Annotated in this window: 21 protein-coding genes and 2 pseudogenes; 13 read left to right on the forward strand and 10 right to left on the reverse strand. The window is 72.7% G+C overall.

Going from position 1 to position 22624, the window contains the following annotated elements; translation table 11 throughout:
• Positions 1-2 precede the first annotated feature (2 nt).
• Complete coding sequence (locus AB0K00_RS28145; protein ID WP_363525769.1) at positions 3-386, forward strand: VOC family protein; 384 nt, start codon at positions 3-5, stop codon at positions 384-386.
• 4 nt (positions 387-390) lie between these two features.
• Here the strand turns inward: AB0K00_RS28145 and AB0K00_RS28150 are convergent, their stop codons facing one another.
• From AB0K00_RS28150 to AB0K00_RS28160, 3 genes are all read right to left on the reverse strand, one after another.
• Positions 391-1242, reverse strand: coding sequence for an NAD-dependent epimerase/dehydratase family protein (locus tag AB0K00_RS28150; RefSeq protein ID WP_363525772.1), 852 nt, complete (start codon positions 1240-1242; stop codon positions 391-393).
• 159 nt (positions 1243-1401) lie between these two features.
• A complete protein-coding gene (locus AB0K00_RS28155; protein WP_363525832.1) occupies positions 1402-2679 on the reverse strand; it encodes an RNA polymerase sigma factor in 1278 nt (425 codons plus the stop codon).
• Positions 2680-2837: 158 nt separating this feature from the next.
• On the reverse strand, positions 2838-3257 hold the full coding sequence (locus AB0K00_RS28160; RefSeq protein WP_363525775.1) for a YciI family protein: 420 nt from the start codon (positions 3255-3257) through the stop codon (positions 2838-2840).
• 120 nt (positions 3258-3377) lie between these two features.
• Between AB0K00_RS28160 and AB0K00_RS28165 the strand changes: the two are divergent.
• Positions 3378-3599: pseudogene (locus AB0K00_RS28165) on the forward strand (transposase); the annotation flags it as partial.
• A gap of 200 nt (positions 3600-3799) precedes the next feature.
• On the opposite strand, the gene AB0K00_RS28170 reads toward AB0K00_RS28165, so the two are convergent.
• The gene (locus tag AB0K00_RS28170) at positions 3800-4630 is read right to left on the reverse strand and encodes a GNAT family N-acetyltransferase (protein WP_363525778.1); all 831 of its coding nucleotides are present in this window, start codon (positions 4628-4630) and stop codon (positions 3800-3802) included.
• 252 nt (positions 4631-4882) lie between these two features.
• Here AB0K00_RS28170 and AB0K00_RS28175 point away from each other — a divergent pair.
• Positions 4883-5002: pseudogene (locus AB0K00_RS28175) on the forward strand (IS5/IS1182 family transposase); the annotation flags it as partial.
• Between the two features lie 265 nt (positions 5003-5267).
• Here AB0K00_RS28175 and AB0K00_RS28180 read toward each other — a convergent pair.
• The 3 genes from AB0K00_RS28180 to AB0K00_RS28190 all read right to left on the reverse strand — a co-directional run bounded on the left by AB0K00_RS28180 (position 5268) and on the right by AB0K00_RS28190 (position 9618).
• Positions 5268-7178, reverse strand: a complete 1911-nt coding sequence (locus AB0K00_RS28180) for an ABC transporter ATP-binding protein (RefSeq protein WP_363525835.1) — start codon at positions 7176-7178, stop codon at positions 5268-5270.
• A 71-nt stretch (positions 7179-7249) separates the two neighbouring features.
• Positions 7250-8986 (reverse strand): ABC transporter ATP-binding protein, encoded by a 1737-nt coding sequence (locus AB0K00_RS28185; RefSeq protein ID WP_363525780.1) that lies wholly within the window; start codon positions 8984-8986, stop codon positions 7250-7252.
• 2 nt (positions 8987-8988) lie between these two features.
• Positions 8989-9618 carry a helix-turn-helix domain-containing protein gene (locus AB0K00_RS28190; RefSeq protein WP_363525783.1) on the reverse strand — a complete coding sequence of 210 codons (630 nt, stop codon included), beginning with the start codon at positions 9616-9618 and terminating at the stop codon, positions 8989-8991.
• Between the two features lie 184 nt (positions 9619-9802).
• Here AB0K00_RS28190 and AB0K00_RS28195 point away from each other — a divergent pair, with 184 nt between their 5' ends.
• Positions 9803-10996: a GAF domain-containing sensor histidine kinase gene (locus AB0K00_RS28195; protein WP_363525786.1), complete on the forward strand. Its 1194-nt coding sequence runs from the start codon at positions 9803-9805 to the stop codon at positions 10994-10996.
• A 26-nt stretch (positions 10997-11022) separates the two neighbouring features.
• On the opposite strand, the gene AB0K00_RS28200 is transcribed toward AB0K00_RS28195, so the two are convergent.
• A complete protein-coding gene (locus AB0K00_RS28200) occupies positions 11023-11649 on the reverse strand; it encodes a helix-turn-helix domain-containing protein (protein WP_363525789.1) in 627 nt (208 codons plus the stop codon).
• 58 nt (positions 11650-11707) lie between these two features.
• On the opposite strand from AB0K00_RS28200, the gene AB0K00_RS28205 reads away from it, so the two are divergent.
• From AB0K00_RS28205 to AB0K00_RS28215, 3 genes are all read left to right on the forward strand, one after another.
• Positions 11708-12463, forward strand: coding sequence for an MBL fold metallo-hydrolase (locus AB0K00_RS28205; RefSeq protein ID WP_363525791.1), 756 nt, complete (start codon positions 11708-11710; stop codon positions 12461-12463).
• Between the two features lie 111 nt (positions 12464-12574).
• Positions 12575-13702: a lytic polysaccharide monooxygenase gene (locus AB0K00_RS28210; RefSeq protein ID WP_363525794.1), complete on the forward strand. Its 1128-nt coding sequence runs from the start codon at positions 12575-12577 to the stop codon at positions 13700-13702.
• 11 nt (positions 13703-13713) lie between these two features.
• On the forward strand, positions 13714-14433 hold the full coding sequence (locus AB0K00_RS28215) for a hypothetical protein (RefSeq protein WP_363525797.1): 720 nt from the start codon (positions 13714-13716) through the stop codon (positions 14431-14433).
• A gap of 216 nt (positions 14434-14649) precedes the next feature.
• Here the strand turns inward: AB0K00_RS28215 and AB0K00_RS28220 are convergent, their stop codons facing one another.
• Positions 14650-16716 (reverse strand): Hsp70 family protein, encoded by a 2067-nt coding sequence (locus tag AB0K00_RS28220; protein WP_363525800.1) that lies wholly within the window; start codon positions 16714-16716, stop codon positions 14650-14652.
• A gap of 131 nt (positions 16717-16847) precedes the next feature.
• On the opposite strand from AB0K00_RS28220, the gene AB0K00_RS28225 reads away from it, so the two are divergent.
• From AB0K00_RS28225 to crcB, 5 genes are all read left to right on the forward strand, one after another.
• Positions 16848-17594, forward strand: coding sequence for a class I SAM-dependent methyltransferase (locus AB0K00_RS28225; protein ID WP_363525803.1), 747 nt, complete (start codon positions 16848-16850; stop codon positions 17592-17594).
• A gap of 72 nt (positions 17595-17666) precedes the next feature.
• Positions 17667-18296 (forward strand): hypothetical protein, encoded by a 630-nt coding sequence (locus tag AB0K00_RS28230; RefSeq protein WP_363525806.1) that lies wholly within the window; start codon positions 17667-17669, stop codon positions 18294-18296.
• Positions 18297-18325: 29 nt separating this feature from the next.
• Positions 18326-19960, forward strand: a complete 1635-nt coding sequence (locus AB0K00_RS28235; protein WP_363525808.1) for a hypothetical protein — start codon at positions 18326-18328, stop codon at positions 19958-19960.
• Between the two features lie 46 nt (positions 19961-20006).
• On the forward strand, positions 20007-20489 hold the full coding sequence (locus tag AB0K00_RS28240) for a CrcB family protein (protein WP_363525811.1): 483 nt from the start codon (positions 20007-20009) through the stop codon (positions 20487-20489).
• On the forward strand, positions 20486-20851 hold the full coding sequence (crcB, locus tag AB0K00_RS28245; RefSeq protein ID WP_363525814.1) for a fluoride efflux transporter CrcB: 366 nt from the start codon (positions 20486-20488) through the stop codon (positions 20849-20851). The genes AB0K00_RS28240 and crcB overlap by 4 nt, the downstream gene beginning before the upstream one ends.
• Positions 20852-20861: 10 nt before the next feature.
• On the opposite strand, the gene erm is transcribed toward crcB, so the two are convergent.
• A complete protein-coding gene (gene erm, locus AB0K00_RS28250; RefSeq protein ID WP_363525816.1) occupies positions 20862-21647 on the reverse strand; it encodes an ErmE/ErmH/ErmO/ErmR family 23S rRNA (adenine(2058)-N(6))-methyltransferase in 786 nt (261 codons plus the stop codon).
• Between the two features lie 358 nt (positions 21648-22005).
• Between erm and AB0K00_RS28255 the strand changes: the two genes are divergently transcribed.
• Positions 22006-22524: a SigE family RNA polymerase sigma factor gene (locus AB0K00_RS28255; RefSeq protein ID WP_363525818.1), complete on the forward strand. Its 519-nt coding sequence runs from the start codon at positions 22006-22008 to the stop codon at positions 22522-22524.
• The last annotated feature ends 100 nt before the right edge of the window (positions 22525-22624 follow it).

Consider the following 22624-nt stretch of genomic DNA (forward strand, 5'->3'; position numbering starts at 1 on the left):
GTATGGCGACCCACTGGACCCTCGGCTGCGACGCGCACGAGCCGCACGCGCTCGCCGCGTTCTGGGCGGCCGCGCTCGGCTACGTGGCCGAGCCGGGCTACGACGAACCGGACGGCGCCTCGATCGTCGACCCGGACGGCTCCGGCCCGGCGATCGGCTTCCTGCGCGTACCGGAGGGAAAGACCGCCAAGAACAAGATGCACATCGACATCCGGGTGGCCGGCGAACCGCCGTGGGACCTGGCCGAGCGGGCCCGGCTGATCCGGTCGCGGGCCGCTGAGCTGGTCGCCGCGGGTGCCACGCTCGTGCGCGAGGTGTCCTACGACGACCAGCTCGGCAACATCATCATGCTCGACCCGGAGGGCAACGAGTTCTGTGTCGCTTGAGCGTTCAGCCGGCGCGCAGCTCTTCCACCAGGGTCGCCCGGGTCGGCGCCCAGCCGAGCGAGCGCGCCTTCGCGCCGGTGGCCTGCTGGTCCAGCAGCAGCGCGTCGGCGAACGGGGCACCGAAACGCTCCCGGGACGCCGCGACGCTCTCCGGCGCCACTCCGGCGCCGCCGGCCGCGGCCTCGGCGACCTCGCGGACCGTCGGGTTCACCCCGGACGCGGCGACCACGTAGCCGAGGCGCTCCCGCCGCTCGACCACGGTGACGTACAGGGCGGCCACGTCCTCGACGTGGATGGTGGTCCAGTGCTGGCTGCCGTCGCCGACGAGCCGGACCCGGCCCTGCTCGTCCCGCCCCGGTGCGAGGACCCCGGCAGGGATGCCGCCGCCGTGGCCGTAGACGATCCCGGGCGTCACGATCGTGGCCACCAGGTCCGCGTCGAGCACCGACCGCTCGACCGCCTGCCGCCACGCGGTCAACGCCGGCGGCGCGAACGGCGCGTCCTCGGTGATGTCGGCGTTGTCGCCGTACACCCAGATCCCGCTGGTGTGCACATACGGCTTGCCGGTCCCGGACAGTGCCTCCACCGCCGCCGCCACGACCGCGCGGTCGAACTGCTCGCTGGTCCCGTCGCCGGGGGCCGCGGCGTGCACCACACCGTCGGCGGCCGAGAACAGCCTGGCCGTCCAGGCGATGTCGTACAGGTCGCCGACGGCCGGCTCGGCCCCCGCCTTGCGGACCTTCGCCGCGGCCTCGTCGCTGCGCACCAGCGCCGTGACGGCGTGCCCGGCGGCGACGAGCTGCTGCAGCACCACGGACCCGATGTACCCGGTCCCACCAGTCAATACGATCTTCATACGCCCGACCGTAGGACTGAGCGGGCACCGGCCGCAGCGTGACGAACGCCGCGCCGCCGACCGGGAATGGCCACCTGGCAAGGGTATTCCCGGCGACCGCTGTGACGATGCCGATCGCGCGGCCGCTAGGGCAGCGCTGCCCTAGCGGCCGCGCGGCCGTCACGGCAGCGCGGCCGCTTTGCGCAGCAGCACCGCGCGTTCCCGGGCGTTGTGGCACAGCCGGGCGGCCAGTTCCAGCTCTTTGCGGGCCTCGGCGGTGCGGCCGAGCCGGATGAGCAGCTCACCGCGGACGCCGGGCAGCAGGTGCGACCCTGGCAGCCGGTCGGTGGCCACGAGCTCGTCCACGATCGACAGCGCCCGCTGCGGCCCGCTCGCCATGGCGACGGCGACGGCCCGGTTGAGTTCGACGACGGGCGAGGGCGCGATCCGCCCGAGCGCCTCGTACAGCAGCACGACGTGATCCCAGTCGGTCTCCCCCACCGACGCCGCCGTCGCGTGGCAGGCGGCGATGCCGGCCTGCAGCCCGTACGGGCCGAGACCCCGCCCGAGGTCCGACGCCGTGCCGAGCGCGGCGATCCCCCGTCGGATCGCCGAGCGGTCCCACAGCCGCCGGTCCTGGTCCTCCAGGAGCACCGCCTCCCCGTCGGGCCCCGTACGCGCCGGGAAACGGGCCGCCGTGAGCTCGAACAGGGCCTGCAGCCCGTACACCTCCGGCTCGCCGGGCAGCACCGCGGCCAGCATCCGGGCCAGGCGGATCGCCTCGTACGCGAGGTCGGGCCGCAGCAGGTTGTCGCCGGCCGTCGCGGTCGAACCCTCCGTGAAGATCACGTAGAGCACGCTGAGCACCCCGCCGAGCCGCTCCCGCCGCTCCCCCGCCGGCGGCAGCTCGAACGGCACCTTCGCCGCGGCGATCGTCTTCTTCGCCCGGGTGATCCGCGCCTGCACGGTCGGCACCGGCACCAGGAACGCCCGGGCGATCTCCTCGCTGGTCAGCCCGCCGACGGTGCGCAGCGTCAGGGCGACCCTGGCCTCGGGCGCCAGCACCGGGTGGCACGCCACGAACATGAGGGCGAGGATGTCGTCGTCGATGCGGTCCGGGTCCCACGGCAGGTCATCCGCGCGCCCCGCCGGTGTCACCGCGCCCGTGGCAGCCTCACCCTCGGTGAGTTGCCCGGCGAGGCTGGCGTACCGGTCGTCGCGCGCCGACCTGCGCCGGAAGCTGTCGATGGCCCGCCGCCGAGCGGTTGCCAGCAGCCACCCCACCGGGTTGTCCGGCGCGCCGTCCCTGGACCAGCTCACGAGGGCCTCGGCGAGCGCTTCCTGCGCGACGTCCTCGGCCAGCTCGAAGTCGCCGGTGTACCGGGCGAGCGCCCCCACGATCCGCGCCGACTCGATCCGCCAGACCGCCTCCACCGCCCGCCGCGCCGGCTCGCTGATCGGCGGCGCGTCCAGACCGGCCTCCGCGCCGGTGTCCGGGCCGGCCTCCGCGCCGGTCTCCGGGACGGCTGCTACGCCGGTCTCCGGGACGGCTGCTGCGCCGGTTTCCGGGCCCGCGGGCGGGCCGCCGCTGGGCGGCCCGCCGGTGCCGGTCGACATCAGAGCTGGCCGGTCCGCTCGCGCCACGCCCGCTCCTTGACGATCCACTCGTTGTCCTGCGGGAACTCCTCGATGCTCGGCACCCGCCGGATCTCACACTTCGAGCCCGCGCCCGCCGGGAGCCGCTTGGCCCACTCGACGGCCTCTTCCTTGGTCGCCACGTCGAGCAGGTAGAAGCCGCCGAACAGCTCCTTCGTCTCCCCGTACGGCCCGTCGGTGACCACCGGCGTCTCGCCGTCGAAGTGCACCACCACCCCGGCCGACGGGTCGTCGAGGCCCTCGGCGGCGACGAGCACGCCGGCGCGGATCAGCTCCTCGTTGAAGCGACCCATCGTCTCGAGCATCTCCTCGAACGGCGTCTCCATCATCTTCGCCATGGACTCATCGGTGCCGCGCATGATCAGCATGTACTTCGTCATCGTCGTTGCTCCTTGCCTTTTCGGGGTCGCCCCTCGACCCTCTCACCCCAAGGTCGAACGGCGCAGCCGCCGATCGACAGCTCCCCCGAAGAAGTTTTTCCGCCGATCTCCGCTCACGTATCCGGGCACCGCACGCAGGACATTCGTGACGGGGACATCCGCGCGGGCACGGTGGAACCGGCGATCCCGAAGTTGCGGCAGGGCTCCTCCTTCCCGGACTGGTTGCTGCAGCACCGCCGTCGCGCTGATCAGGCCCTGATCAGCGTGGTCGCGACGGCGTATCTGCTGGGGGTGTCGACCCGGCGGGTGGAGAAGCCCGGCATCGCCGGGTTGTCCAGGGCCTGGTCGCGGGCGTGGACGGTGAGGACAGCGCCGTTTGGTGGTGATATGGCGTCGGCTCCTCCGTAGTCAACGCTGCGGATAGGTGGTCGAACAGGCCGGATTCGTTGACATCGTTCATGGCCACGACTGAACAGGCCGTCGGCGCTGTGGGCATCGCGGCATCCACGACGTGCCGAAGGGCGCCTGGTGCGAACTCGTGTTCAGCCGAGCGCCTGCATCACCGGGATGAACCAGCGGCCGCGATCACCTGGTAACGGTCGGGCGCCGTGCACCATCACGGTGGTGGAGTTCCGTACCGGGACTGCATGCTGCGTCGCCCATTCGCGCAGCTGCGGATGCCGGTCGTCGAGGTCGAGTCGCACCTGTCCGCTGATCGTCGCGGCGAGATCGGCGATCAACGTCTTCGCGTCGTTGACGGTCTCTGCGAGGACGGGACCGATGAGGACGTTGTCGATGTTTCGCCACGCGCCGGCGTATCCGCTGACCACCTCTCCCCGCTCGACAACGCGTAGCTGCTCGGCGAAGCTCGGCAGCCGCTCCACAAGGTGGCTGCGGTCGGCACCGTTGACCTCTGCGTCGAGCTTGAGGATTGCGGGGAGGTCGCCCGGAACCGCCGGTCGCGACCCGGCTGGATCCGCCGACGGCTCAAACCGACCCACATGCGTGTAGGTCGTGCCGACCGAGATGAAGCCGAGCTTCTCGTAGAGCGGGCGGCCGTGCTCGGTCGCGTTGAGGAACACCGTCGCGTCTCCCGCTTCGGCCAGCGCATGTTGCATCAGCTGTCGACCGAGACCCCGGCCGCCGTAGCGGGCCGCGACGAGCACCATGCTGATCGCCGCGAGCTGGGCGCCGTACCGGGTGAGGATCGCGGTGCCGACCAGGTCGCCGGCATCGTTGCGAAGGCCGTACACGGCACCGACGTCGAACAGCAGACGCCACTTGTGCTCCTCGGGCAGCCACTCGCGGTCCTGGGCCAGAGCGAGGCAGTCAGGGAGCTCGTCGAGCGTCAGGCGCTGAATCCGGTCGATCACGGGTCGATCCTCACGGGCAGGCCACCCCGGCCGCCACCGTATTTGACACAAGAGGGGGTTCACCATGCGGCTTGGCGGGCTGAGCCGAGCTGCGCGCAGCGAAGCGGCTGGACCGCCGAGCCTCACCGTTCGGATTCACTCAGGGCACGTTCGCCGCTACGCGCTTGTGCACGCGCCTGTCGGCCGACAGCGACACGCCGAAGGTCTTGTGTTGCAACAAGAAGACGCAGAACCCGGCATGAAGGTGGTCCATACCGATATCTCCACGAGGGCATCGAGGCCCTCGCCGCCCGTCAACCCTCGCTGCACTCGGTGCTGCTGGCGGCGAAGCTGGCTGGACACTCCCACGTCAACCTCGACGGCACCGCGCTCGCACTTCTACACGTCAAACACGCGACCACCGAACGCCGGCCGGGACGAACCGCCCGCGGACGCCAACACCGGGTCGCGCGCCGAGCGTGAAGTGCGCAAGCCGCGGACCTGCAAAGTCCGGGGAGATCACACAGTGCCTTCATGTGCCGCCCATGCCTGCGGGCCGCAACGTCGGCAACGAGCGCACCGGCAGAATCCGACCGCCCGGACACACGGGCGATCCACCCCCAGGGTGAGCTCGAACTGGGGGTGGATCGCGGGTGGGTCAGTCGACCTCGACGGCCGCGGCGGCGAACTGGGCGGAGTACAGCCTCGCGTAGGCGCCGGCCGAGGCGAGCAGTGACTCGTGGGTGCCCTGCTCGACGATCGTGCCGTGCTCCATGACGAGGATCAGGTCGGCGTCGCGGATGGTGGACAGGCGGTGGGCGATGACGAAGCTCGTCCGGCCCGCGCGCAGGGTGCTCATCGCGCGCTGGATGAGGACCTCGGTGCGGGTGTCGACGGAGCTGGTCGCCTCGTCGAGGATGAGGATCGTCGGCTCGGCGAGGAAGGCCCGGGCGATCGTGATGAGCTGCTTCTCGCCCGCCGAGACGCCGGCGCCCTCCTCGTCGATGACGGTGTCGTAGCCGTCGGGGAGGGTGCGGACGAACCGGTCGGCGTGGGCCGTCTCGGCCGCGGCGACGATCTTGTCCTGGGTCGGGTGGTCGGCGCCGTAGGCGAGGTTCTCCGCGATGGTGCCCTGGAAGAGCCACGTGTCCTGCAGGACCATGCCGATCTGTTCGCGCAGGTCGTCGCGGGTCATCGTGGCGATGTCGACGTCGTCGAGGAGGATGCGCCCGGCGGTCAGGTCGTAGAAGCGCATGACGAGGTTGACGAGGGTGGTCTTGCCGGCGCCGGTGGGGCCGACGATCGCGACCGTCTGGCCGGGCTCGACGGTGAGGGTGAGGTCCTCGATGAGGGGCTCGTCCGGCTTGTACCGGAACGACACGCCCTCGAACGTGACCTTGCCCCGCACCTGGGTGGGCCGGGACGGCTTGGCCGGGTCCGGAGACTGCTCGGCCGCGTCGAGGAGCTGGAACACCCGCTCCGCGGAGGCGACCCCGGACTGCACCAGGTTGGCCATGCTCGCGACCTGGGTCAGGGGCTGGCTGAACTGGCGGGAGTACTGGATGAACGCCTGCACGTCACCGAGGGACAGCGACCCCGACGCGACCCGCAGCCCGCCGACCACGGCGACGAGGACGTAGTTGAGGTTGCCGATGAACATCATCGCCGGCTGGATGAGCCCGGAGATGAACTGGGCCCGGAACGCCGCGGTGTACAGCGCCTCGTTGTGCTCCTCGAACGTCTTCGCCGCCTCGGCCTGCCGGCCGAAGATCTTCACCACGGCGTGCCCGGTGAACATCTCCTCGATGTGGCCGTTGAGCTTGCCGGTGCTGGCCCACTGCTTCACGAACTGTGGCTGGGACCGCTTGCCGATGCGCATCGTGACCAGCACCGACACCGGCACCGTGACCAGGGCGATGGTCGCGAGCAGCGGCGAGATCCAGAACATCATGCCGAGGACACCGATGATGGTCAGCAGCGACGTGAGCAGCATGCTCAGCGACTGCTGCAGGGTCATCGCGATGTTGTCGGTGTCGTTGGTGGCGCGGCTGAGCACCTCGCCGCGGGGCTGCTGGTCGAAGTAGCTCAGCGGCAGCCGGGACAGCTTGGCCGAGACCTGCTCGCGGAGCCGGTACACGGTGCGCTGCACGACGACCGTCGTGAGGCGGGCCTGGAGCAGGCCGAGAATCCAGGCGCCGAGGTAGATGACGGCGACCCACAGCAGGACCCGCTCGAGCCGGGCGAAGTCGATGCCGCGGCCGGGCACGACGTGGTCCATCGCGGCGAGCATGTCGGCGTAGCGGTCCTGGCCACGTGACCGGGCCGCGGCGACCGCCTCGGCCTTGGTGATGCCGGCCGGCAGGTCCCGGCCGACGATGCCCTCGAAGATGACGTCGGTGGCCTTGCCGAGCAGCCGCGGCCCGATGACGGACAGCACGACGCTGCCGATGCCGAACACCAGCACCGCGGCGATCAGCAGCCGGTCAGGGGCGAGCATCCGCAGCAGCCGCTTGGAGGACCCCTTGAAGTCCTCGAGCTTCACCGGCGGCCCGCCGGCTCCCATCATCATCCGGCCGGGGCCGAACGCGGGCGGCGAGGGCCGCGATCCGCCGCCGGGCCCGCCGGGACGTCCAGGACCCGTCATGCCGCTGCCTCCTGCTCGGTCAGCTGGGACAGGACGATCTCGCGGTAGGTCGCGTTGTCGTCCATCAGCTCGGTGTGGGTGCCGGTGCCGACCACGCGGCCCTCGTCGAGCACGACGATGGTCTGCGCGTCGCGGATCGTGCTGACCCGCTGCGCGACGATGACGACCGTCGCGTCGCCGATCTCGGTGCGCAGCGCGTCGCGCAGCGCGGCGTCGGTCGCATAGTCCAGGGCGGAGAACGAGTCGTCGAAGAGGAAGACCTCCGGCCGGGCGACGAGCGTCCGGGCGATCGCCAGGCGCTGCCGCTGCCCGCCGGAGACGTTGGTGCCGCCCTGCGCGATCGGCGCGTCGAGGGCCTCGGGCATGGCCCGCACGAAGTCGGCGGCCTGCGCGACCTCCAGGGCCCGCCACAGCTCGGCGTCGGTCGCGTCGGGCCGGCCGTAGCGCAGGTTGGACGCGACGGTGCCGGAGAACAGGTAGGGCTTCTGCGGCACCATGCTCACCGTCGCCGCCAGCAGCGCCGGGTCGATGTCCCGCACGTCGACGCCGTCGACCAGGATGGCGCCGCCGGTCGCGTCCATCAGCCGGGGGACCAGGTTGAGCAGGGTGGTCTTGCCGGCGCCGGTGCTGCCGATGATCGCGGTCGTCTCGCCGGGGCGGGCGGTGAGGTCGATGCCGCTGATGACGGGCGACTCCGCGCCCGGATAGCGGAACTCGACGCCGCGCAGCTCCAGGTCGCCGCGGCGGGGGAGGGTCGTGACCGCCTTCGCCGGCGGCACGACGCTGGACTTGGTGGTGAGGACCTCCTGGATGCGCTCGGCGCACACCTCGGCCCGGGGGATCATGACGAACATGAACGTCGCCATCATGACCGACATCAGGATCTGCATGAGGTAGCTCAGGAACGCGGTCAGCGCCCCGACCTGCATGCCGCCGCTGTCGATGCGGTGCGCGCCGAACCAGAGCACGAGAATGCTGGAGGCGTTGACGACCAGCATCACCGTCGGGAACATCAGCGACATCAGCCGGCCGACGGCGAGGGACACGTCGCGCAGGTCGCCGTTGGTCTTGGCGAAGCGGACCCGCTCGTGCTCGTCGCGGACGAAGGCGCGGATGACCCGGATGCCGGTGATCTGCTCGCGGATGACGCGGTTGACGAGGTCGATACGCACCTGCATGGTGCGGAACAGCGGCCGCATCCGCACCACGATGAGGGAGATGACGCCGATCAGGATCGGCACGACGACCAGCAGCAGCGCCGAGAGCGGCACGTCCTGCACCAGCGCGAGGATGATGCCGCCGACGCACATGATCGGCGCGGACACCATCAGCGTGAAGGTCATCAGCACCAGCATCTGGACCTGCTGGATGTCGTTGGTGGTGCGGGTGATCAGCGACGGCGCGCCGAACTGCCCGACCTCCCGCGCCGAGAGCTCCTGCACCTTGTCGAAGATGCCCGCGCGCACGTCACGGCCGAGCGCCATCGCGGTGCGGGCGCCGAAGTAGACCGCGGCGGCGGAGCACACGATCTGCACGGCCGTGACGGCGAGCATCCAGCCGCCGATGCGCATGATGTAGCCGGTGTCGCCGGTGATGACGCCGCCGTCGATGATGTCGGCGTTGAGGGTCGGCAGATACAGCGTCGCGAGGGTCTGCACCAGTTGCAGCAGCACCACCAGCGCGATCGGCCGTTTGTAGGGCCCTAGGTAGGTTTTGAGCAGTTGGATGAGCATCGTCAGGCGTCTCCCCCGGTGGTGTCGGTCGGGTGGACCAGCAGGCCGTCGAGCAGGACGGCGACCACGCCGTCGGCGTCGAGGACTTCGGGCTCGGCCAGCTCGGCCCGGACCGACGCGATGGAAAGCAGCACGAGCAGGCCGGCGGTGCTGCCGGGGCTGCGCCGCAGCAGCGCCCGGTCCGGCTCGATGATGGCCGCGACCGTCTCGGTCAGCCGTCGCCGGCCCTCCATCAGCTGCTCGACCTGCCGCCTGCCGACCTCCATCGGCAGCGTGCGGGCGACCATCATCAGCTGGGCATTGGCTTCGAAGCGGCGCATCAGGATCGCCGCGGCGTCACGCATGCGCTCCCGCAGGGGTGCCTGCGGGTCGATGGCGCTCAGCTGGCGCTGCACCGACTCCTGGTCGAAGGCGGTGCCGAGGGCGGCGAGGATCAGCGAAGCCTTGTCGGGGAAGACGCCGAAGATGGTGCCCTCGGCGACACCCGCGGCCTCGGCGATCTGCTTCGTGGTGACCGCCGCGCCGTGCGTGCACAACAACGGGATGGTCGCGGCGATGATCGCCGCCCGCCGCTCGTCCGGCGACAGCGCGGGCACGCGCCGGCGGCGGGTCTGCACGGGCTGCTGGTTCACGAAGGCCACCTTAATGAGCGAGCACTCACTCGTACAAGTGAATTTCCAAAGAGACGAGAACCACACCCTAAGCACACCCACCGACACTTCCGGCCGTCCGCTACCACACGGCAACCGACCGTGATCGCGGCAGGCACCTGGGTATCCCCAACCTGATGGAGCACAGCCGAGCCGGGGGGACGAGATGACGACACATGCTCACGACGAGGACGCCCGCCTCGCCGCGCTGCACAGTTACGGCGTCCTCGACGGCCCCCGCCCCTCAGCCCTAGACGAGCTGACCCGGCTGGCGAGCTCGATCTTCGACGCCCCCATGGCGGCGGTCTCCCTCGTCGACCGGGACCGGCAGTGGTTCGCCGGCAACACCGGCCTCGGCGACGCCGAGACCCCGCTGGACGTCTCCTTCTGCGCGCGCACCGTCACCGACCGGCGGCAGCTCGTCGTGCCCGATGCCCGCACCGACCCGCACTTCCACTCGTACCGCAACGTCACCGGCGAACCGCACATCCGCTTCTACGCCGGCTCCCCGCTCATCGACGAGGACGGCCACGCCCTCGGCGCCCTGTGCGTCATCGACGACCGCCCCGGCGACCTCGGCCCGCGCCAGCGCGAGGCCCTGGACACCCTCGCCGCGCAGGCCGTGGGCCACCTCTCCCTGCTGCGCAACCGGATCCTGCTCACCGAGCTCGGCGACGAGCTGGCCCGCGCCACCCAGCGCGAGGAGGACCTCATCGCGACCGTCTCGCACGAGCTGCGCACCCCGGTCGCCGCGATCCAGGGCTACCTGGAACTCCTGGCCGAGGAGGAGCAGCTCACCGCGTACACCCGGCTCGTGGAACCGATCCAGCGCAACGGCGAGCGGCTCATCCGCATGGTCGACCACCTGCTCACCGGCACCCGGCCGGCGCACGCGCCGAGTGAACTGCACCGCACCCAGGTCGACCTGGCGATGGTCGTCGAGGCCGCCTGGCGGGCCTGCCGCACCCTCGCCGAGCAGCGCGCGGTGGCGCTGACGGTGGTGCCCGCGCCGGTCCAGGTCGTGGTGCGGGCCGACGTGACCCAGTTGACCCACGCGGTCCAGCAGCTGGTGCGCAACGCGGTGCTGTTCACCCCGCCCGGCGGCGACGTCACCGTGTCCGTCGTGGCGGGCCCGGTGCCGACCGTCGAGGTCGCCGACACCGGCGTGGGCGTGCCCGCCGACGAGCTGCCCTACGTCTTCCAGCGCTTCTACCGCGGCCGGCACGCCCGCCAGCAGGCCGTGCCCGGCGTCGGCCTGGGCCTGCACATCGCCCGGCAGGCCGCGTCCGCACACGGCGGCAACGTGACGCTCAGCTCAAGTGGAGCGGGCACCACGGCCCGGCTGTCGCTGGCCGGATAGTCGTTTCCGCCGGTGTACGACCAGCGCTACCCCTCCAACAGGCTGCTCCCGAGCACGCCGGCCAGCCAGGCGACGTAGACGTCCTGCGGCCAGCCGCGGGCGCCGGTCAGCTGGGCGTACACCTGCGGCGAGGTCAACGCCCAGCACGCGTCGGCCGCCCGTTGCACCGGCAGCCCCGCACGCAGGATGCCCTGCTCGGCCAGGTGCGCCACGAACGCGCCGACCCCGGTGAGCCGCTCCGCATCGGTGGTCGCCCGCAGCTCGGCGATCTCCGGGTCCGCCTCGGTCAGCACCGCGAGCAGGCCGCCCAGCCGGTGCATGATCCCGGCGACGAACGCGGCATACGCCAGCAGCTTCTCCCGCGGATCGCGCAGTGCCAGGATCGCCGCGACCTCGGGCCGCGCGCCGAGCGGCACCTGCAGGTCGTCGCCGGCGATGCTGCGGTCGTACACCGCCTTCATGAGCCCCTGCTTGTTCCGGAAGGTCTTGTAGATCAGCTCCGGCGACACCCCCGCGCGCTCGGCGACGGCCCGGATGGTGGTCGCCTGATAGCCGTCGCGCAGCACGAGCTCAAGCCCCGCGTCCAGCACGGCGCGGCGGTTGCCCGCGGCCGCGGCGCGCCGCCCCGCTGTGTCGTAGGTCCTGCCGGTCACGGGTGCCATTCTCCCCCGTCTTTCGATACAGTCGACTGTACTGAAACTTGGAGGGACCATGCCCGAGATCGCGACCGGTGTGCACCGCCTGGGCGACGACGCCGTCAACTTCTTCCTGCTCGAAGGCCTGATCGACGGCAAGGACGGGCTGACGCTCGTCGACGCCGGCCTGCCGGCGCACTACAAGCAGCTCACCGCGCTGCTCGGGCCGAGGATCGCCGACATCCGCGCGGTCCTGCTCACCCACGCCCACATCGACCACATCGGCCTCGCCGGGCGCCTGCACCGCGAGGTCGGTGCCGCCGTGCACGTCCACGCCGGCGACGCGGCGATGCTCGCCCGGCCCGTCGCCGCCAACGGCCGCTGGAAGGCGGAGCGGTCGCTGCTGCCCTATGCGCTGCGCCGCCCGGCCGCGCTGCGCGCGCCGCTGCACCTGGCCACGCACGGCGCGTTCTGGCGCACCCCGCCGGTGCCGGCACCCGTCCCCATCACCGCAAACGGGACGCTGAGCGTCCCGGGCCGCCCCACCGCCGTGGCCGTCCCCGGGCACACCGCCGGCAGCGTCGCGTTCCACTTCCCGGAACACGGGGTGCTGTGCACCGGCGACGCACTCGTCACCGACGACTCGATCATCGGCCGGCGCGGCCCGCGGATCGTGTGCCGGGCGTTCACCGCCGACTCCGCCGCGGCGCTGCGCTCCCTGGACGCCCTCGCCGGCCTCGACGCGACCCTCGTGCTGCCCGGACACGGCGCGCCGTTCGACGGCGCCCCGGCCGACGCGGTCGCCGCGGCCCGGGCGGCCGGAGCGGCATGACGTGGAACTTTCACGGTCCCTGGCTTGTCCCGCCGTACCGGTGACGTCGATGCTTGCCAATGCGCGAAACCCGTGGGAACACTGCGCTCACCTCATGTGAGGAGGAGCACATTGCGCCCTGTATGGAGCGTCGTCGCGGCCATTGCCGTCGGCGCCGTCGCGGTCCTCGTGGTGCCCGCCCCGGCGGAAGCCCACGGTGTCGCGATGGTCCCCGGCAGCCGCACCTATCTGTGCTATGTGGACGGTCTGCGGTCCACCGGCCAGATCGTCCCGACCAACCCCGCCTGCGCCGACGCCGTCGCGCAGGGCGGGCAGCAGCCGCTGTACGACTGGTTCGGCGTGCTGCGCTCCGACGCCGGTGGCCGCACCACCGGCTACATCCCCGACGGCCAGATCTGCGGGGCGGGCACGACGAAGTACGCCGCGTACAACGCCGCCCGCACCGACTGGCCGCTCACCCACCTGACCGCCGGGTCGACGATCCAGCTGCGCTACAGCAACTGGGCCGCCCACCCCGGCACGTTCCACCTGTACATCACCCGCAACGGCTGGAGCCCCACCACCCCGCTCGCCTGGGGTGACCTCGAACCGTTCTGGAGCGCGACCGACCCGCCGCAGTCCGGCCCGCCCGGCTCGCTGAACTACTACTCGTTCAACACCACCCTGCCGTCGGGCAAGAGCGGCCGGCACATGCTGTTCATCCAATGGGTGCGCTCCGACAGCCAGGAGAACTTCTTCAGCTGCTCCGACATCGTCTTCGACGGCGGCAACGGCGAGGTCACCGGCATCGGCGGCACGCCCACGTCACCGTCCGCGTCACCGCCGGTGTCCACGTCGCCGTCGCGGTCCACCTCGCCGTCGGCGTCGGCGTCCGTGTCGCGCTCCCCGTCCCGGTCCGCGTCCTCCTCGCCGGCCCCGTCCGGCGGCGCGTCCGCGTGCACCGCGACCTGGAGAACCGTCCCCAGCTCGTGGGCCGGGCACTTCCAGGCGGAGGTCACCGTCCGCAACAGCGGATCCGGCAGCCTCAACGGGTGGACGGTGCGGTGGCAGTACCAGAACGGGCAGGGCTTCGAAGGATCGCCGTGGAACGGCACCCTGGTCGGGCAACCCCCGAACGCCGCCGTGAGCAACGTCGACTGGAACAGGGTCCTGGCCGCCGGTGCCACGACATCGTTCGGGTTCAACGCAACCGGCACCGCCCCGGCGACCGCTCCGACGCTGAGCTGCACCAGCCCATGATCAAGTCCCCGTTGCTCCGACTGCTGACCGGTGTGGCGGCGGTGGCGTTGGTACTCGTAGGCCTCGTCATCGCCACCACCCGGACGGGCAAGCCGGAGGCACCCGCCGAGAAGGAGCCGGTGCACACCGTCACCGGCACCCTCGACGGGCGGCAGGCGGCCACGCTCGAGGTGGTCAGCGGCGCCGAGTCGGTGATCATCCACAGCGAGCCGATGGACGGCTACCTGTACCGCGCCTCGACGCTGCCCGGCAGCCGGGTCGAACCGGCCGCCGCAGTGGACGGCGACGTGGTCCGGCTCAGCCTCAACGGCACCGAGGTCGCCGGCCAGGCCACCATCCACGTGTACCTGAACTCGACCGTCCGCTGGCAGCTCAAGCTCGCCGGCGGCGGCCTGCGGCAGGTCGTCGACTTCGCCTCCGGCCGCCTCGCCGGCGTCGACGTGGTCGCCGGCGTGCAGGAGCTCGACGTCACCGTGCCGAAACCGGAGGGCGAGCTGCCGATCCGGGTCGGCGGCGTCGGCAAGCTGCTCGTGCACGCCCCCGCCGGCCCGCCGGCCCAGCTGACCCTCGGCGCGGGCAGCACCGTCGGCAAGGCCACCCTGGACGCTTCCGCGAAGCAGAACCTGTCCGGTGGCGCGGTCCTCGCCCTGCCGGGCTGGCAGCAGGCCGCCGACCGCTACACCCTGCGCGTCGACGGCGGCGCGGCCGAGGTCCTCCTCGACCGCCGCTGACCAGGGCAGCAGCACACCGGAGGCGCGGGCCACCAGGCCCGCGCCTCCGCCGTCATCCGGCAACGAGCGTAGGGCGCGGAATGTCCGCGACGCGCGGCTCGCGCTGGATCAGATCGCGGGCCCGGTGCGGGGCGTCGCGGAGGCTCGGGCGGGCACGTTCGTGCACTGCGTCGAGGCAGGGGCCGGACCTGCGCCAGGTGTTTGGGGGTGGGGCGGTCAGCGGATCCGGATGGTGACGAGGAGGGCGCCGGTGGGGCGGGCGCCGCGGCCGGGGATGCGCATCGTCCGGCCGTCGGGCATGTTCTGCGGCAGGCGGACCTCGACCGTGCCGGTGGTGGTCGGGACGGTGACGACGGCGCCGGAGCGGGCCTGTTCCTTGGTGACGTCGAGGGTGTACAGGAAGTCGTCGCCCCGGCGTTCGAAGCGTTCGTGCGGGTCGATGAGGACGCGGACGAACAGGTCGCCGCCCGGGCCGCCGGGATCGGGGCTCGGGTGTGCCCGGCCGGACAGTTTGACGCGCTGGCCGTCGCTGATCCCGGCCGGCAGGCGCACCTTCAGGGACCGCTTGCCCAGCTCGCCGGTCAGCCCTGAGCCCCCGCAGGCGGCGCAGGTGGCGCCGCGGGCCGCGCCGGCGGCGACGCCGGTGCCCTTGCAGGGGGCGCAGAGGGTGGGCCAGTTCATGTTCAGCACGACGACGCCGTCGCGGGCCTGGGCCTTGGTGAGCACGACGTCGGTCTCGTGGTTGCGGCCCGGGCGGCGCGGGGGCTCGCTCGGCCCGGGTTTGAAGAACGTCTCGAGGAGGTCCGCGAACCCGCCCGCCCCGAACGCCTCCGGCGCCGCCGGCTCCGACGGTCCAGGCGCCGACCCAGACGCGGCCGTCGGCTCCGACGCCGCGGCCGGCGAGTCCGGCGGTGCGGCGGTCGCCCGGGCCGGCGGCGCGGTTGGCGGTGCGGTAGGCGGCGGGGTCGGCGTCCGGGCCGACGGCGCGGCCGAGGTCGACGGCGCAGTCGAGGTCGGCGTCGAGGTCGACGGCGGGGTCGACGGTGCAGTCGGCGTCCGAGTCGTCGGCGCATCCGCCGGCGAGGAAGGCGGCGAGGCAAGCGGCGGGGTCAAGGGCGCGGTCAGTGGCGAGGTGAGCGGGGAGGTGAGCGGGGAGGCAGGCGGCGGGGTCGAGGGTGCGGTGAGTGGCGGGGCGGGGGTCGGTGGGCCGGCGAGGGTGACCAGGCCGCCGTGCGCGACCACCAGCTCAGGCTGCTCGATCACGACCGGTGCCACCCGCAGCGCCCGGTGCAGCATGGTGGCCACCAGCGGGGTCCTGCTCGCGCCGCCGACCAGGAACACGCCGGTGAGCCGGTCGGCGGGGACCTTGCTGGCGGCGATCGTGTCGCGGGTCAGGCGCACGGTGCGGTCCAGCCACGGCCGGGCGATCGTCTCGTACTCGTCGCGGGTGAGATGCGCGTCGACGTCGAGGACCGGCACCGCGAGGTCCGCCGTGGTGCCGCGCGACAGCTGCTCCTTCGCGGCCCGGGCGTCGTCCCACAGGTGGCGGCGGTGGCGGCGGTCGGCCGGGCTCTGCGGTGCCCGCAGCCGCTGCCACGCGGGGTCGTCGGGCTGGACGGTGCGTTGCGCCCAGTCGACGACGGCTGCGTCGAGGTCGATCCCCCCGACGTCGTCGAGGCCGTCGGCGGCGGCGACCTCCCAGGTGTCCTCGCCGGTGCGGCGGACCACGCTGACGTCGAACGTGCCGCCGCCGAAGTCGTACACGACGATCGCGTCGCCGTGGCGCACCTGGTGGCCGAGGACGGTGGTGAAGTAGGCCGCCGCGGCGACGGGTTCGCTGACCAGTTCGACGCCGGTGAGGCCGGCCGCGTCCGCGGCTGCGGACAGCAGGCCACGCCGGTGCGCTCCCCAGCCGGCGGGGCAGGTGAGCACGGTCCGCTCGGGTGCGGTCCCGCCGAGGGTGCGGGCGGCCTCCTCGCGGACCCGGCGGAGCACGGCCGCGCACGCGTCGACCACGCCGACCTCGACGTCGCCGAGCAGCAGGGTGCCGTCGTCGAAGCGGCGTTTCGGGTTGGGTTCGTACCTGGCGGGGTCGGCTCTCGCGGAGCGGTCCGCGTCCCGGCCGACCAGCAGCCTGCCGTCGGCGCCGGCGAACACCGCGGAGGACAGCAGCGGCGAGGCGTCGAACAGCAGCGGCTCGACCCGGCCGTCGTTCCGCGCGAGGACCGCCACCGTGTGCGACGTACCGAAGTCGAGGGCGAGACCGGGAGCGATGGACGTCACCGCCGCAGCCTATCGACGCCCCGCTCGCCCGGCGTCCACCACACCGGTGCGGCCGGCCCCGCCGAACGTGGCAGGAACCGGAAACGCGCCCCGCAAGGACCGAAAACGGACGGCCACGATAGGGTCCGGCGATGATCGATGAGGACGGCTATTTCGGGGAGCGGGTCGCCGCCCGCTACGACGAGTCGTCGAGGGAGATGGCGGACCCCACGGTGGTGACGCCGGCCGTCGACACGCTGGTCGAGCTCGCCGACGGGGGCAAGGCGCTGGAGCTGGGCATCGGCACGGGGCGCATCGCGCTGCCGCTTGCCGCCCGTGGCGTGCCCGTGCATGGCATCGACCTGTCCCGGGCGATGGTGGCCCGGCTGCGGGAGAAGCCCGGCGGCGACGCGATCGGCGTCACGATCGGCGACTTCGCCACGGCCCGGGTCGACGCGGCGTTCTCGGTGGCGTACCTGGTCTTCAACACGATCATGAACCTGACGACCCAGGCGGCGCAGGTCGCCTGTTTCCGCAACGTCGCGGCGCACCTGCAGCCGGGCGGGCGGTTCGTCGTCGAGGTGATGATGCCGGACCTGCGGCGGCTGCCGCCGGGGCAGGACGTGGTGCCGTTCCACGTGAGCGCGACCCGCTGGGCCTACGACCTGTACGACGTCGCCACCCAGTCGATGAGCTCCAACTACGTCGAGGTCTCGGGCGGCCGCGGCGGCTTCCGTTCCATCCCGTTCCGCTACGTGTGGCCGGCCGAGCTGGACCTGATGGCGCAGATGGCCGGCCTGCACCTGCAGCACCGCTGGTCCGGCTGGCAGCGGGAGCCGTTCACCAGCGACAGCGCCCAGCACGTGTCGGTGTGGGAGAAGCCGCTCCTGCCGGACTGATCAACCCGTTTGACCCTGGGGACGCCGCCGGGAAGGATCAGCGCAGCGTTTCGGCGGATAGGGGGCTGCGAGATGCGCAACCGGCGGGTGAGCCTGCTCGACATCGGGTTGGACCAGTCGTTCGACGCGTCGATGGCGTTCGTGCAGTCGACGTTGCAGAGCATCAACGCCGGCCTGCCGGAGCCGATCGTGGACATCGACTTCGTGCGCTCCCGCGACCTCGACACGGTCCTGGCCGCGTTCACCGCGCAGTGTGACGTCCTGCACGTGATGGCGCACGGCGACCACGGCGAGACCCCCATGTTCAGCAGCACCGACGGCAAGACCGCCATCACGCTGGAGGAGATCGGCGACTACTCCAGCGACCGCGGGCACGGCCTCAACGCGAGCACCGTGCTCGCCGACGGGTGCAAGACGGGCATCGGCGCCTGGCAGCGGGCGCTGCGCAACTGCCTGCACGGCGAGATCGTCTACATCGGCGCGTCCGCCCTGGTCGGCTGGCATGAGAGCACCGTGTTCTGCTCGGCGTTCTACGGCGCGTTGTTCCGCAACAAGGGCAAGGGTGTCACCCCGGCGGAGCAGGCGTGGGACGCCGCCCGCCGCGCCATCGACGCGTATGCGGCGATCACGGACCGGGTCTGCCCGTACAAGGTGATGGTGCTGGAGCCGAGCCGCCGGGCCCGCCTGACATTGGGAGCTTAAGGGCGGATTTGTCGGGTAGGTCGGGCGCCGTGCTGACGAACCTTGCGCATCTGGACTCGTTGCGGGTCCGTGTCACCCCGCCGCCGCAGCCGGGGCACACCACGTTCCGGCTGCTGGAGGAGCCCTCGGTCGAGGTCGTGTGGACCTATGCGGCGCGGCTCCCGGACGGCAGTTACCTCCCGGTCGGCGGCGGGCCCGTCGACCCTGACACCGGTCACTACACCCAGGGGGCGTTCAACGCCGACGACATCGCCCGGGCCGCGGTGGTCTACCTGCGGCACTGGCGAGCCACGGGCGCGGACACGAGCCGGCTCGCGGCGCGGCAGCTGCTGCGCGGGCTGTGCTACCTGCAGACCGTGCACGACGACGACCCCGACGACCCCGCCCACGGCAACGTGGTGCTGTGGCAGCAGCCGGACGGCACCCTCAACCGCAGCGGCATCCCCGCGGAGAACCCCGACCCGTCCGACAGCGGCGAGTCGGCGTGGCTGGCCCGCACCGTGTGGGCGCTCGGCGAGGGCTACGCGGCGTTTCAGGGCGATCCGGACTTCGCCGCGTTCCTGCGGCGCCGGCTGCGCCTCGCGATGAGCGCGATCCGTCGGCAGGTGCTGCCACGGTACGGCCAGTGGCGCGTCGTCGAGGAGTCCGCCACCCCCGCGTGGCTGATCGGTGACGGTGCCGACCTGACCGGCGAGGCCCTGCTGGGGCTGTGTGCGTACACCGGATGCAGCGGCGACGACGACGCGCGGAAGCTCCTCGAGCAACTCGCCGAGGGCGTGACCGCCATGCGGACGGGCACGCCGTGGACGTGGCCGTTCGGCGCGGTGCTGCCGTGCGCCCTGTCGCGCAGCGCCTGGCACGCATGGGCCGGGCTGGCACCGGCCGCGCTGGCCCGCGTCTACGAGGTGGCCGGTGACCTGGCGGCCCGGGACGCGGCGCTGGCCGACGCCGCGTCGTTCACCCCGCACCTGCTGGTCGAGGGCGGACCGGACAATTTGCGGGTCGCGGTGCCGGGCGCGCGGGAGGCGCTGACGATCGACGGGGTGCAGCTGTCCTACGGTGCCCAGTCGCGGGTCGAGTCGCTGCTGACCGCGGCGAGGGTGACGGGACGGCCGGCGCTGTCGACCTTGGCGGGGATCGCCGGTTCGTGGTTCTTCGGCAACAACCCGGCCGGAGCGCCGATGTACGACCCGGCGACCGGCCGCACCTACGACGGCGTCGACATTCCCGACGCGCCGCCGCAGCAGCTGGGCCCGCGGGGGGTCGTGCACCGTGACGCGGGCGCGGAGTCCACGATCCACGGCCTGCTCGCCATGCTCGCCCTGGACGGGGACCCGCACGCGGCGGCGGTCGCGCGGATCGCCGAACCCGACGGCAACACCGACACCAGCGACTGCCGCAAGGACGGTGAGGTGCGCTGCCTGACGCTGCGGGACCCGCGCACCGGGGCGCAGGCGACCCTGCTGCGCAGCGTCGCGACGAGCACCCGGATCTGCGACGTCGACCTGGCCAACGCCGGCCCCGGTGAGGGCACCGCCACGGTGACGGTCAACGACCCCGCCGGCGAGGAGCTGGAGCATTACACGACGTCGGCCGGCCGTATCCGGGCGCTGGTGCCGGCCGGTGGGTTCACCATCGTCACGAGGATGCCGGAGGTCGGCTGACGAAAGTCCCGGCAGGGGTATCGGGGGAACCCGCTACCCTTGGCCGGTGCCTGATCAACCCGTCCGCCCGGGCGTTGTCCTCGCCGCTGTCGCGGTGGGCGGGTCGGCGGGCAGCGCCGCCCGATACGGGGTGGCGCTGCTCCTGCCGCACGACGCGGGAGCCGGGGTGCCGTGGGCGACCCTTGCCGTGAACGCGCTCGGGTGCCTGCTCATCGGGGTCCTCGTGGTCCTGGTCGAGGGGCGGCACCCGTTGCTGCGGCCGCTGCTCGGGGTCGGGGTGCTGGGCGGGTTCACGACGTTCTCCACCTATGCCGTCGACGCCGTCGTGCTCGCCGACCGGGGCGCGGCGTGGACCGCGGCCGCCTATGTCGCCGGCACCCTGGTCGCCGCCCTCGCGGCCGTGTCCCTCGGGGTGTTCGGGACCCGGCGCCTGGTGGCGCCGGGTCGCACGGTGAGCCCCGCGGTGCGGACCCCGCGGCCGGCCCTCGGCGACGTCCGCGCCGCCGCTGACGAGAGGCCGACGGTGTGACGCTGCTGCTGGTGCTGCTCGGCGGGGCGGTCGGCGCGCCGGCCAGGTATCTCACCGACCGGGTGCTGCGGGACCGGTCGCCGCTGGGGACGCTGGCGGTCAACGTCTTCGGCAGCGCGCTGCTGGGCGTGCTGATCGGCGCCGACGACGCCCTGCCCGCCGCCGTGAAGACCCTGGTGGGGACCGGGTTCTGCGGTGCGCTGACGACGTACAGCACGTTCAGCCTGGAGACGCTGCGCCTGGTCGAGGAGGGCCGGGGCCGCAGGGCGGTGCTCTACGTGGCGGCGAGCCTGCTGCTGGGCCTCGCCGCCGCCGCGGGCGGGTTCGCCGCCGCTCACCTCCTACCGGGCTCTGACGGGTAGGAGCCATCTCCTACCGGGCTCTGGCGTGGAGCAGCCGGAACAGGGTCAGCCACTGCTCCGGCCAGACCAGCCCCACCGGGGTGTCCGGGGCGAGCCGCATCGCCCGGAACGCCGCGGTGACGCGCCGCGGGTCGAACCGGCGGCACAGTGACGCGTGCAACGACCCGCCGACGCCGCTGAACCCGAGGTCCACGAACGCCTCGTAGCCGCGGCCCGGGGCGAGCGGCACCGGCCGGCGGGTCAGCCGCAGGATGCCGCCGTCGACGCGGGGCACCGGCCGGAACGCCTGCCGCGGTACCCGCCCGGCGAGCCGCCACTGCCACCACGGCCAGGTGGCGATCGTGAGCCGGCTCCAGCGGCCGTAGTCGCCGGTGCGTTTCCGCGCGTACTCGAGCTGGGTGAGCAGCGTCGCCGCGGTCAGCCCGGGTGCGTGCAGGCACCAGTCGACGACGGCGGACGTGAGGGCGTACGGGATGTTGCCGACGACCGTGAACGGCTCCGCCGGGGGTGCCGCGGCGAGGAAGTCCGCGACCCGGACGGTGACGCCGGCGTGGGCGGGCACCGCGGCGGCAAGCGCCGGGTCGACCTCGTAGGCGATGACCCGCCGGCACCGCTGGGCGAGCGCGGCGGTGAGGTGTCCGCGGCCCGCGCCGACCTCGACGACGACGTCGCCGGGGTCGAGGGCGGCGGCGTCGACGAGCCGCCGGACGGCGTCGGGTGCGGTGAGCAGGTTCTGCCCGTACACGCGGCGGCTTCGGGCTGGGGTGTTGTGGTGGCTGCGAGCGGATGGCGCCATGACCGTGGTCCCGTCTGCCGCCGCGGTGCGGCGGCGAAACACGGACAGGCGGCATCGCGGCCCGTCCGTTTCCGAAGATGGACTCGGAGGGCCCTGGCGCGGCTCGGGTGGTGACGGGCCCGCCCGCTCACGGCGGGACGGGCGTGCGTCGGACCTAGGACCTAGCGGACCAGGGCGCGACGCCGGGTGCGCAGGCGCGCGGCCGGCATCGCCGCCCGCGCGAGGAGGGCATGCGTCATGGTCGTGGTCATCGCAGCACCGTAACCGAGCCGGCACCGGCCCGGCACGCGATTTTTGAGTCCGGCCCGCTTGAACCTTTCCCGGCCGCCGGGAGTAACTGGGTCGACCCAGGAGGTGGATGGTGGTCCGGACCGACGCCGACTTCACGGAGTACTTCGCCGCGCGGGCGGTGCCGTTGCGCCGCTTCGCGTTCGCGCTGTGCGGGGACTGGCACACCGCCGACGATCTGGTGCAGGCGACGTTCGTCAAGCTGTACCAGCACTGGCGCCGCACGCAGCCGGAGTCGCTGGACGCGTATACGCGTCGGATCCTGGTCAACACCTTCCTGTCGCACCGGCGGGACCGGCGGCGGGAGACCCTGGTCGCCGACCCGCCGGACGCGGCCGCCACCGCCGCCGAACCGGGCGGTGACCAGGAGCTCGGCCGGGCGCTGCAACGCCTGCCCGCCCGCCAGCGGGCCGCGGTGGTACTCCGGCACCTCGAGGACATGTCGATCGCCGAGGTCGCCGAGCTGCTCGGCATGGCCGAGGGCACGGTCAAGAGCCAGACGGCCCGGGGTGTGGACGCGCTGCGCCGGGCGCTCGGCACGCCAGCGTCGACGCAGCCGTTGCAGTCGACGCCGTCGATGGAGGAGTAGCGATGGACGACACGTTGGTCCGCGGTGCGCTGCGGTCGTACGTCTCCGGCGGGCCGCCGATGACGATCCACTCGGCGGGGGTCCTCGCGGCCGGCCGCCG

It is taken from the genome of Dactylosporangium sp. NPDC049525, from assembly GCF_040676755.1.
Taxonomy (GTDB): Bacteria; Actinomycetota; Actinomycetes; order Mycobacteriales; family Micromonosporaceae; genus Dactylosporangium.

Excerpts from the sequence above, each read along its gene's own strand:
- AB0K00_RS28145 (WP_363525769.1), top strand. The coding sequence starts at position 3 with ATGGCGACCCACTGGACCCTCGGCTGCGACGCGCACGAGCCGCACGCG.
- AB0K00_RS28150 (WP_363525772.1), bottom strand. The coding sequence starts at position 1,242 with ATGAAGATCGTATTGACTGGTGGGACCGGGTACATCGGGTCCGTGGTG.
- AB0K00_RS28160 (WP_363525775.1), bottom strand. The coding sequence starts at position 3,257 with ATGACGAAGTACATGCTGATCATGCGCGGCACCGATGAGTCCATGGCG.
- AB0K00_RS28180 (WP_363525835.1), bottom strand. The coding sequence starts at position 7,178 with ATGATGATGGGAGCCGGCGGGCCGCCGGTGAAGCTCGAGGACTTCAAG.
- AB0K00_RS28185 (WP_363525780.1), bottom strand. The coding sequence starts at position 8,986 with ATGCTCATCCAACTGCTCAAAACCTACCTAGGGCCCTACAAACGGCCG.
- AB0K00_RS28195 (WP_363525786.1), top strand. The coding sequence starts at position 9,803 with ATGACGACACATGCTCACGACGAGGACGCCCGCCTCGCCGCGCTGCAC.
- AB0K00_RS28205 (WP_363525791.1), top strand. The coding sequence starts at position 11,708 with ATGCCCGAGATCGCGACCGGTGTGCACCGCCTGGGCGACGACGCCGTC.
- AB0K00_RS28225 (WP_363525803.1), top strand. The coding sequence starts at position 16,848 with ATGATCGATGAGGACGGCTATTTCGGGGAGCGGGTCGCCGCCCGCTAC.
- AB0K00_RS28230 (WP_363525806.1), top strand. The coding sequence starts at position 17,667 with ATGCGCAACCGGCGGGTGAGCCTGCTCGACATCGGGTTGGACCAGTCG.
- erm (WP_363525816.1), bottom strand. The coding sequence starts at position 21,647 with ATGGCGCCATCCGCTCGCAGCCACCACAACACCCCAGCCCGAAGCCGC.
- AB0K00_RS28255 (WP_363525818.1), top strand. The coding sequence starts at position 22,006 with ATGGTGGTCCGGACCGACGCCGACTTCACGGAGTACTTCGCCGCGCGG.